This is a genomic window from bacterium (assembly GCA_030654305.1).
Classification (GTDB): domain Bacteria; phylum Krumholzibacteriota; class Krumholzibacteriia; order LZORAL124-64-63; family LZORAL124-64-63; genus PNOJ01.
In genome coordinates, this window is the sequence record JAURXS010000433.1 from 1 (window position 1) to 10346 (window position 10346).

A 10346-nucleotide genomic window follows, 5' to 3' on the forward strand; every position below is an offset into this window, starting at 1 on the left:
CCGAGGGCGTGGAGATGGTGATGCCGGGCGACAACATCAAGATGACGATCGAGCTGATCACGCCGATCGCGATGGAAGAGGGCCTGCGGTTCGCGATCCGCGAGGGCGGCCGCACGGTGGGTGCCGGGGTTGTCGCCAAGATCCTGAAGTAGTCCAGCAACGGCGCCGCCGGCGACGTCGCCGCGGCTAGTCGAGAGGTGCGATCATGCCCAGGGACCTGGTGATCCTCTCCTGCAACACGTGCAAGATGAGGAACTACACCACGAAGAAGAACAAGCGCCTGCATCCCGATCGGGTGGAGTACAAGAAGTATTGCCCGCGGTGCGACAAGCATACGCCGCACAAGGAAACGCGCTAGACGCGAGAACGGTCCAGGCAGGGGTGTAGCTCAGCTGGTAGAGCATCGGTCTCCAAAACCGAGGGTCGCGGGTTCGAATCCTGCCGCCCCTGCCAGCCTGACCGTCGAGGGGAAAAACGGGATGTTCAACAGGCTGACGCTGTACATGCGGGAGACCGGCCAGGAGATGAAGCGCGTTTCCTGGCCCACGTGGCGGGAGCTGCGCGAGTCCACCCTGGTCGTGCTGGCCACGGTCGCGGTGGTGACGGTCTTCATCTTCATCGTCGATCAGGTGCTGAGCTTCATCCAGAGGCAGCTGATCCTGATGACGTAGCCGGCGCCCCTGGCACGTGCAGGGTTCGCTCGCGCAAGGAGCGAAGGGCGCCGCGGATCGGATCGCGAGGTCGACGGGACGGCCCGCCGGTAGGTGTTACCGGTCCGGGTGTTTCTTTGTCTTTCATCCCTGCAGGACGAGTCCGCTCGCCGCGGACGGAGGAACGATCGTGTCAGACGACGCCAAGGACCTGCGCGAGGAGCCCCTGTTCAAGGGTCTCGACGGCGACCACCCCGCCGCCGCCGCGGAGACGCCGCTGCACGGCGGCGACCTGTTCGCCTTCGGCGACGAGGCGGAAGCGCCCGTGGCCGCGCCCCTGGAGGTGCCCGCGGAGACGCTCGCGGAGGCGCCTGCGGAGGCGCCCGCGGAGGCGCCCGCGGCAGCGCCGGCCGCCGGCCGCCTCCCCGAGGAGGAGAAGCGCCGGCGCGGCATGCGCTGGTACGTGATCCATGCGAACACCGGCCACGAGAACAAGGTCAAGCGCAACATCGAGACGGCGATCAAGGCCAACGCCTTCGAAGACCTGTTCGGCGAGGTGCTCGTCGCGACGCAGGACGTCACCGAGATGAAGAACGGCAAGCGCTCGACCACCAAGCGCAAGTTCTTCCCGAGCTACGTCCTGGTCGAGATGATCATGACCAAGGAGACGCAGCACTTCATCAATTCCATCCCCGGCGTGACCCGCTTCATCGGGGGCACGCAGTTGCGGCCGCAGCCGATCGACTCCGACGAGGTCGATCGCATCCTCGGCCGCATGACCAAGTCGGAAGAGGCGGGCACGCTGCTGGAGATCCCCTACCAGGTGGGGGACAGCGTCCAGGTGATCGACGGCCCGTTCACCGACTGGATCGGCGTCGTCAACGAGATCAATCACGACAAGGGCAAGCTCAAGGTGATGATCTCGATCTTCGGATCGGAGACCCCGGTCGAGCTGGACTTCCTTCAGGTGAAGGACGTCTGACCCGGCCGGTCTCGATGGGTTCCGCACCCGCGAGTCTGGCGCGTTCGGAACCGGTCCCGTAGGGGTTTCTCTCACCCCGCAGGGGCGCATACAGCGAGTGGAGGCCCGGCGGCGCAAATGGTGCGCCTGTGGACGGCGCGATACCGTCGCAGCGGCGGCGGACCTCCCGAGATGCAGTCCGAGACACGCAGTAGGAGCAGCGAATGGCTAAGAAAGTCCTCGCACAGGTCAAGTTGCAGATCCAGGCCGGCAAAGCCAATCCCGCCCCCCCGGTGGGACCGGCGCTCGGCCAGCATGGTGTCAGCATCATGGAGTTCTGCAAGGCGTTCAACGAGAGGACGAAGGACCAGATGGGCCTGGTGATCCCCGCGGTCATCACCGTCTATCAGGACCGGAGCTTCTCGTTCATCACCAAGACTCCTCCTGCTTCCGTCCTGCTCAAGAAGGCCGCCGGCATCGAGTCCGGCAGCAAGGAGCCGAGCAAGACGACCTGCGGACGGGTCTCTCCCCAGCAGATCCGCGAGATCGCGGAGATGAAGATGGTGGACCTGAACGCGGCGTCGATCGAGGCGGCGATGAAGACCATCGCCGGCACCGCTCGCAGCATGGGGCTGGAGGTTCGCTAGGACCTTCCGTCCCGTGACTGGGAAGACACGGCGCCGGGGCCCCGGGCCACCGGCACCGGAGAAGCAGGAGGCGCAAGCCCCTTCGACCCATCACAGTCACAGGGAGTCATCGGCATGAAACACGGCAAGAACTGGCGCAACGCCAAGGAGCAGGTCGACCGGACCAGGAGCTACAGCCTGGCCGAGGCCTTCGCCCTCCTGGACCGGATGCCCAAGCCGAAGTTCGACGAGTCGGTCGACGTGGCCGTCAGGCTCAACGTCAACCCGCGCCACGCGGACCAGATGGTCCGCGGCACCGTCGTGCTTCCCCGGGGGACCGGCAAGGACGTGCGCGTGCTCGTGATCACTCGCGGCCCGAAAGAGGCCGAGGCCACGGCCGCCGGCGCCGACATGGTCGGTTCCGACGACTATCTCGCTATGATCGACAAGGGGTGGACGGATACCGACGTCATCATCGCCACCCCCGACATGATGGGCGAGCTCGGCAAGCGCGGGCGGATGCTCGGTCCCCGCGGTCTGATGCCCAACCCCAAGGTGGGCACCGTGACCATGGACATCGGCAAGGCGGTGCGCGAGGCCAAGGCCGGCCGCGTGGAGTACCGCGTCGACAAGGCGGGCATCATCCACTGCGGCATCGGCAAGCGGTCCTTCGCTCCGGAGGCCCTGGTCGAGAACGCAACGGCGCTGTTCACGGAGCTGGTGCGCGCCAAGCCCGCGTCGCTGAAGGGACCCTACGTCGGCTCGGTCTTCGTTTCGGGGACCCAGACGCCGAGCATCCGCATCGAGCACGCGGCGATGAGCCATTAGCATTCGAGCAGACCGCTCCGCCCCGGGCTGAGCGTTACCGAAGGAGGGTGCCTCGATGGCACGTCCCGAGAAGACAGCCGAGGTCCAGGCGATCACGGCGCATCTCCAGTCGGCCAAGAGCGTCGTGCTCGCCGACTACCAGGGGATGACCGTGGCCCAGATGACCGCCTTCCGCGTCAAGTGCCGCGAGAAGAACGTCGTCTGTCGCGTGGTGAAGAACCGCCTCGCGAAGATCGCCTCCGACCAGGCGAACGTAACGGTGCTCAGGGAGCACCTCACCGGCCCCATGGCCCTGATCATCAGCGCCGACAGCCAGGTAGACCCCGCCAAGATCGTCGTCGACTTCGCCAAGGACGTCGACAAGCTGAAGATCCGCGGCGGCTACGTGGATGGCGGTTTCCTGACCGCCCGACAGGTCGAGGCGCTGAGCAGGGTTCCGAGCCGGGACGAACTGTATGCGCAGATGATGGGCAGCATCAACGCCCCGCTGACGGGGATCGCCGGCACCCTCAACGGCGTCATGAGCGCCGTGGTGCGGGCCGTCGATGCGGTCGCCAAGCAGAAGGCGGCCTGACGCCGTCGCTGCCCTGACCGGTTTCAACCAGACACGACGGCGCCTCCGGCGCCGCGGAACAAGGAGAGAGAGATGTCGGAGATCAATCTGAGCGCGAATGGTCAGAAGGTCCTGGAGATGATCGAGTCCATGACGGTCCTCGAGGCCGCCGACCTGGTGAAGGCGATGGAGGAGAGGTTCGGCGTCAGCGCCGCCGCTCCCATGGCCATGATGGCCGCCCCGGCCGCCGCGGCCGTCGTCGAGGAGAAGGACGAGTTCACCGTCATGCTCACCGGCGCGGGCGACAAGAAGATCCAGGTCATCAAGGAAGTCCGGGCCATCACCGGCCTGGGCCTCAAGGAGGCCAAGGACCTCGTCGAGGGCGCCCCTTCGGCCGTGAAGGAAGGCGTCTCCAAGGCCGAGGCCGAGCAGATCAAGGCCAAGCTCGAAGAGGTCGGCGCGATCATCGACCTGAAGTAAGCCGCGCGTCCCGCACGTCCCCCCGCCCGGCCGCGCCGGGCGGGGGGAGATCGTCCGGTGCGCCGCCCCGCGGCGCCCGGAAGGAACGGTACCCCCCCTGGCGAGGTGACGACCCGTGGCAAGCAATACCTCCGTCGACAAGTTCACCGGCCGCGTCAACTACTCCAAGCTGAGCCACGACGACGAGATGCCGAATCTCCTCGCCGTCCAGCTGGAGTCGTACAACGACTTCCTGCAGACGGGCCTGGCGGTGGACAAGCGCAAGAGCAGCGGCCTGGAAGCCGTGTTCCAGTCCATCTTCCCCATCGAGTCCACGCGCGGGCACCTGACCGTGGAGTACCGCAGCTACGCCCTGGGCGAGCCCAAGTACGGCATCGAGGAGTGCCAGGAGCGCGGCTTGACCTTCGCCGCGCCGCTGAAGGTCAAGATGCAGCTGGTGGTGAAGGACGAGGACGAGAACAACCAGAACGAGGAGCTGCAGATCCGCGACATCCAGGAGTCCGAGGTCTACCTGGGCGAGCTGCCGCTGATCACCGACAAGGGTACCTTCATCATCAACGGCGCCGAGCGCGTGATCGTCAGCCAGCTGCACCGCTCGCCGGGCGTGTTCTTCAGCGACGAGTACCACCCGAACGGCCGCAAGCTGTTCAAGTCGCGCATCATCCCGTACCGCGGTTCGTGGGTCGAGTTCAGCACCGACATCAACGACATGCTGTTCGTGCACATCGACCGCAAGCGCAAGCAGCCGGTGACGATGCTCCTGCGGGCGCTGGGTTTCAGCACCAACGAGGACATCATCCCGCTGTTCCACGAGATCGAGACCTTCAACGTGCCGCGCAAGGGCACCAAGCGCGCCGACACGCTCGAGGGCCGCATCCTCGCCAAGGACGTCTACAGCGGGGAGACGGGCGAGCGCCTGGCCCAAGCCGGCCAGGTCGTCGACCCCCTGCTGCTCGAGACCATCCTCGCCCAGGCTTCCGGCGAGATGGCCGTCATCTCCGAGGGCCAGGTCACGCTCAACGAGCCGAGCCTGATCCTGAACACCCTGCGCAAGGACCCGACGACCAACCAGGACGAGGCCCTGCGCCGCTTCTACCAGCTGCTCCGCCCCGGCGATCCCCCGAACGAGGAGGTCGCGCGGGTGCTGTTCGAGCGCCTGTTCTTCCACGAGAAGCGCTACGACCTGGCCGAGGTGGGCCGCTACAAGCTGAACCACCGGCTGAAGCTGACGGTGCCGCCGTCCACCACCACGCTGACCCCGGCGGACTTCCTGGCCATCATCCACGAGATGGTGGGCCTGTTCCTGGGCCGCAGCGACGTGGACGACATCGACCACTTCGGCAACCGCCGCGTGCGCTCGGTCGGTGAGCTGCTGGCCAACCAGTTCTCGGTGGGCCTGTCGCGCATGGCGCGCATCATCAAGGAGCGGATGAACCTCTCCGACAAGGAGAAGACCATCACGCCCGTGGACCTGGTCAACGCCCGCACCGTGTCGGCCGTGATCCAGTCCTTCTTCGGCAGCAGCCAGCTCAGCCAGTTCATGGACCAGACCAACCCGCTGAGCGAGCTGACGCACAAGCGCCGCCTGTCGGCGCTGGGACCGGGCGGCCTGCACCGCGACCGCGCGGGCTTTGAGGTCCGCGACGTGCACTACACGCACTACGGCCGCATGTGCCCGATCGAGACGCCGGAAGGCCCGAACATCGGCCTGATCTCGAGCCTGGCGACCCACGCCCGGATCAACAGCTTCGGCTTCATCGAGACGCCCTACCGCAAGGCCGTCGACGGCGTCGTCGAGCGCAAGACCTACTACCTGACGGCGGACGAAGAGGACAAGTACACGATCGCCCAGGCGAACGCGCCCCTCGACGAGAAGGGCCGCTTCGTCAACAAGGGCGTGCTGTCCCGCCGCCGCGGCGAGTACCCCGTGGTTTCGCCCAAGGAGGTGGAGTACATGGACGTGTCGCCGAAGCAGATCGTGTCGGCGGCGGCGTCCCTGATCCCCTTCCTCGAGCACGACGACGCCAACCGCGCGCTGATGGGCTGCAACATGCAGCGCCAGGCGGTGCCCCTGCTGCGGGCCGCGTCCCCGGTGGTCGGCACCGGCATGGAGAAGAAGATCGCCATCGACACCGGCGCCGTGATCACGGCCCTGGACAACGGCGTCGTGGAGCGCGTGACCGCCGATGCGATCACCATCAAGTACGAGCACCCCGACCGCATCCAGGCCAAGAGCTTCTTCGACGCCAGCGGCATCGTGGAGTACAAGCTGAAGAAGTTCCGCCGCAGCAACCAGGACACCTGCTACAACCAGAAGCCCCTGGTCAAGCCGGGCCAGAAGATCCGGCGCGGCGACGTGCTGGCCGACGGCCCGAGCACCGAGAACGGCGAGCTGGCCCTGGGCCGCAACCTGCTGGTGGCCTTCATGCCCTGGGGCGGCTACAACTTCGAGGACGCCATCCTGGTCTCCGAGAAGATGGTCAAGGACGACGTCTTCACCTCCCTGCACATCGAGGAGTTCGAGCTGCAGGTCCGCGACACCAAGCGCGGCGTCGAGGAGGTCACGCGCGAGATTCCCAACGTGGGCGAGGAAGCGCTGCGCAACCTCGACGAGATGGGCGTCATCTACGTCGGCGCCCAGGTCAAGGCCGGCGACATCCTGGTCGGCAAGGTCACGCCCAAGGGCGAGACCGAGCTGTCCCCGGAGGAGAAGCTGCTGCGGGCGATCTTCGGCGAGAAGGCCGGCGACGTGAAGGACGCCTCGCTCAAGGCGCCCCCGGGCATGGACGGCGTCGTGGTCGGGATCAACGTGTTCTCGCGCCAGGACAAGGTCGACCGCTCCAAGAAGGACGAGAAGCGCAAGCTCGACGCCCTGCGCCGCGACCGCGACCGCAAGCGCGAGCTGGTGGAGTACCTGCGCTCCGAGCGCCTCGGCGAGCTGTTCGACGGCCAGATCGCGCACCACGTGATCGACGCCAACACGGGCGAGGTCCTGGTCAAGGCGGGACGCAAGTTCACCGCCAAGGTCCTCGAAGAGCTGGACCTCGCGGCCGTCCACTGGGGCCTGCCCCTGGTCAAGGACGCCAAGGTCGACCAGCGCCTGCGCGACGTGTTCGACTCGGCCTACCGCGAGCTGGACCGCATCGACGTCGAGTACGAGAAGCAGTGCGAGCGCGTCCAGCGCGGCGACGAGCTGCCCCCGGGCGTGGTCAAGCTGGTGAAGGTCTACGTCGCCCGTCGGCGCAAGCTGAACGTGGGCGACAAGATGGCCGGCCGCCACGGCAACAAGGGCGTCGTCTCGAAGATCCTCGCCGAGGAGGACATGCCCCACCTGGCGGACGGCACGGCGGTCGACATCGTGCTGAACCCGCTGGGCGTGCCGAGCCGCATGAACCTGGGCCAGATCCTCGAGACCCACCTCGGCTGGGCCGCCAGCCGCATGGGCCTGCGCGTCCAGACCCCGGTCTTCGACGGCGCCACGATCGAGGAGATCAAGAACGCCCTGGAGGCCGCCGGCCTGCCCCGCAGCGGCAAGACCCCGCTGATCGACGGCCGCAACGGCGAGACCTTCGACAAGGAAGTCACCGTCGGCACGATCTACATGCTGAAGCTCCACCACCTGGTGGAGGAGAAGATCCACGCGCGGTCGATCGGCCCGTACTCCCTCGTCACGCAGCAGCCCCTGGGCGGCAAGGCCCAGTTCGGCGGCCAGCGCTTCGGCGAGATGGAGGTCTGGGCCCTGGAGGCCTACGGCGCCGCCAACTGCCTCCAGGAGATGCTGACGGTCAAGTCCGACGACGTGACCGGCCGCTCGAAGGTCTACGAGGCGATCGTCAAGGGCGAGAACCCGCCCGAGCCCGGCATCCCCGAGTCCTTCAACGTGCTGATGAAGGAACTCAAGAGCCTGTGCCTGGATGTGCGCCTCGAAGAGGCCCCTCAGTTGAGTCCAAACCGCTGATCCCGACGGGTCCGCGAGGAGGTTGCAGATGCTGGGTCTGAAGACCGTGGAAGATCACGAGCCGAACAACGAGGCCAACTCGATCCTCATCCAGTTGGCGTCGCCGGATACCATCCGGGAGTGGAGCTACGGCGAGGTCACCAAGCCGGAGACCATCAACTACCGGACGTTCAAGCCAGAGAAGGACGGCCTGTTCTGCGAGCGCATCTTCGGTCCCGTGAAGGACTGGGAGTGCAACTGCGGCAAGTACAAGCGGATCCGCTTCCGCGGCATCGTCTGCGACAAGTGCGGCGTCGAGGTCACCCAGAGCAAGGTGCGCCGCGACCGGCTCGGCCACATCGAGCTGGCCGTGCCCATCGCCCACATCTGGTTCTTCAAGGGCCTGCCCAGCCGCATCGGCCACATGCTGGACATGAAGCTCAAGGACCTCGAGCGGGTGCTCTACTACGAGTCCTACGTGGTGATGAACCCGGGCAACACCGACCTGCGCCAGGGCGACATCGTCAGCGAAGAGGAGTGGTGGGACCTCAAGGAGGAGCACCCCGACTGGGTGGCCGAGCTGGAGATGGGCGCCGAGGCCGTGCGCACCCTGCTCAAGTCGCTCCACCTCGAGCAGCTGGCCACCGAGCTGCGCGCGCAGGTCAAGACCGAGACCTCGGTCCAGCGCAAGAAGTCGGTCCTGAAGCGGCTGAAGATCCTCGAGTCGTTCCGCGGCTCCAACAACAAGCCCGAGTGGATGATCCTGGACTGCATCCCGGTGCTGCCGCCCGACCTGCGCCCGCTGGTGCCCCTGGACGGCGGCCGCTTCGCCACGAGCGACCTGAACGACCTGTACCGGCGCGTCATCAACCGGAACAACCGGCTCAAGAAGCTGATCGAGATCAAGGCCCCCGGCGTCATCCTGCGCAACGAGAAGCGCATGCTGCAGGAGGCCGTCGACGCCCTGTTCGACAACGGCCGCCGCTCGCGCGCCGTCAAGGGCCAGGGCAACCGGCCGCTGAAGTCGCTCAGCGACATGCTCAAGGGCAAGAAGGGCCGCTTCCGCCAGAACCTGCTGGGCAAGCGCGTCGACTACTCCGGCCGCTCGGTGATCGTGGTCGGCCCCGAGCTGAAGCTCTACCAGTGCGGCCTGCCCAAGACCATGGCCCTGGAGCTGTTCAAGCCCTTCATCATCCGCAAGTTGGAGGAGGAGGGGTACGTCCAGACCGTCAAGAGCGCCAAGAAGCTCGTCGAGCAGGAGCGCCCCGAGGTCTGGGACATCCTCGAGGAGATCATCAAGGACCACCCGGTGCTGCTGAACCGCGCGCCGACCCTGCACCGCCTGGGCATCCAGGCCTTCGAACCGGTGCTGGTCGAGGGCAAGGCCATCCGCATCCACCCGCTGGTCTGCGCGGCCTTCAACGCCGACTTCGACGGCGACCAGATGGCCGTGCACGTGCCGCTGGGCTACGAGGCCCAGCTCGAGGCGCGCCTGCTGATGCTCTCGCCGAACAACATCCTGTCGCCGGCCAGCGGCACCCCCATCGCCACGCCCTCGCAGGACATGGTGCTGGGCTGCTACTACCTGACCCAGGAGCGCCCCGGCGCCAAGGGCAGCGGCAAGGTCTTCGCCAGCCCGGAGGACGCGGAGGCCGCGTTCCGGGCCGGCCTGATCGACAAGCACGCCCTGATCCGGATCCGCTTCACGGACGCCGCCGGCGTCCGCGAGATCCGCGAGACGACCATCGGCCGCCTGCTGTTCAACCAGATCCTGCCCGAGGGCATGACCTGGACGAACCAGGCCTTCAACAAGAAGGCCCTGGCCGCCCTGGTGGGCGACGTCCACCAGCGCTACGGCGCCACGGGCTGCATGCAGTTCCTGGACCGCCTCAAGCAGCTGGGCTTCCACCACGCGACCGAGGCGGGCATCACGATCGGCATCGACGACATCCTGATCCCCGACGCCAAGAAGGAGATCATCGCCGCGGCCCAGCGGCGCGTCGACGAGATCGTGAGCCAGCACCGCAAGGGCGTCATCACCAACCGCGAGCGCTACAACAAGGTCATCGATCTCTGGACCCAGGTGTCCGACGAGGTCCGCGACCGCATGTTCGACAACCTGAAGAACGACGACCAGGGCTTCAACTCGGTCTACATGATGAACGCCTCGGGCGCCCGCGGCTCGGCAGACCAGATCAAGCAGCTGGCCGGCATGCGCGGCCTGATGGCCAAGCCACAGACGAAGGTGACGGGCGGTTTCGGCGAGATCAACGAGCAGCCCATCCTCTCGAACGTCCGCGAGGGGCTGTCG

General features: G+C 66.7%; 10 protein-coding genes and 1 tRNA gene. All 11 read left to right on the top strand.

Features of this window, described 5'->3' with window-relative positions; genetic code table 11:
• Positions 1 to 152: elongation factor Tu (tuf, locus tag Q7W29_12655; GenBank protein ID MDO9172669.1), on the top strand; the 152-nt coding region annotated here is incomplete at its 5' end.
• Positions 153 to 205: 53 nt separating this feature from the next.
• Positions 206 to 358 (top strand): 50S ribosomal protein L33, encoded by a 153-nt coding sequence (gene rpmG / locus Q7W29_12660; protein MDO9172670.1) that lies wholly within the window; start codon positions 206 to 208, stop codon positions 356 to 358.
• 19 nt (positions 359 to 377) lie between these two features.
• Positions 378 to 453: transfer RNA gene (locus tag Q7W29_12665), tRNA-Trp, on the top strand.
• Between the two features lie 26 nt (positions 454 to 479).
• Entirely contained in the window at positions 480 to 671 is a 192-nt protein-coding gene (gene secE, locus Q7W29_12670; protein ID MDO9172671.1) for a preprotein translocase subunit SecE, read from the top strand.
• A gap of 169 nt (positions 672 to 840) precedes the next feature.
• Positions 841 to 1632, top strand: a complete 792-nt coding sequence (gene nusG, locus Q7W29_12675; protein ID MDO9172672.1) for a transcription termination/antitermination protein NusG — start codon at positions 841 to 843, stop codon at positions 1630 to 1632.
• 203 nt (positions 1633 to 1835) lie between these two features.
• Positions 1836 to 2258 carry a 50S ribosomal protein L11 gene (gene rplK, locus Q7W29_12680; GenBank protein ID MDO9172673.1) on the top strand — a complete coding sequence of 141 codons (423 nt, stop codon included), beginning with the start codon at positions 1836 to 1838 and terminating at the stop codon, positions 2256 to 2258.
• A gap of 114 nt (positions 2259 to 2372) precedes the next feature.
• Complete coding sequence (gene rplA, locus Q7W29_12685; GenBank protein MDO9172674.1) at positions 2373 to 3065, top strand: 50S ribosomal protein L1; 693 nt, start codon at positions 2373 to 2375, stop codon at positions 3063 to 3065.
• Between the two features lie 55 nt (positions 3066 to 3120).
• Positions 3121 to 3639, top strand: a complete 519-nt coding sequence (gene rplJ / locus Q7W29_12690) for a 50S ribosomal protein L10 (protein ID MDO9172675.1) — start codon at positions 3121 to 3123, stop codon at positions 3637 to 3639.
• Between the two features lie 72 nt (positions 3640 to 3711).
• A complete protein-coding gene (gene rplL / locus Q7W29_12695; GenBank protein MDO9172676.1) occupies positions 3712 to 4098 on the top strand; it encodes a 50S ribosomal protein L7/L12 in 387 nt (128 codons plus the stop codon).
• Positions 4099 to 4213: 115 nt separating this feature from the next.
• Positions 4214 to 8056 (top strand): DNA-directed RNA polymerase subunit beta, encoded by a 3843-nt coding sequence (rpoB, locus tag Q7W29_12700; GenBank protein ID MDO9172677.1) that lies wholly within the window; start codon positions 4214 to 4216, stop codon positions 8054 to 8056.
• 28 nt (positions 8057 to 8084) lie between these two features.
• Positions 8085 to 10346, top strand: a 2262-nt coding sequence (rpoC, locus tag Q7W29_12705) for a DNA-directed RNA polymerase subunit beta' (protein ID MDO9172678.1), incomplete at its 3' end; no start/stop codon positions are given.

Bases quoted from the DNA above. Each gene is read 5' to 3' on its own strand.
- rpmG (MDO9172670.1), top strand. From the start codon at position 206: ATGCCCAGGGACCTGGTGATCCTCTCCTGCAACACGTGCAAGATGAGG.
- secE (MDO9172671.1), top strand. From the start codon at position 480: ATGTTCAACAGGCTGACGCTGTACATGCGGGAGACCGGCCAGGAGATG.
- rplK (MDO9172673.1), top strand. From the start codon at position 1,836: ATGGCTAAGAAAGTCCTCGCACAGGTCAAGTTGCAGATCCAGGCCGGC.
- rplA (MDO9172674.1), top strand. From the start codon at position 2,373: ATGAAACACGGCAAGAACTGGCGCAACGCCAAGGAGCAGGTCGACCGG.
- rplJ (MDO9172675.1), top strand. From the start codon at position 3,121: ATGGCACGTCCCGAGAAGACAGCCGAGGTCCAGGCGATCACGGCGCAT.
- rplL (MDO9172676.1), top strand. From the start codon at position 3,712: ATGTCGGAGATCAATCTGAGCGCGAATGGTCAGAAGGTCCTGGAGATG.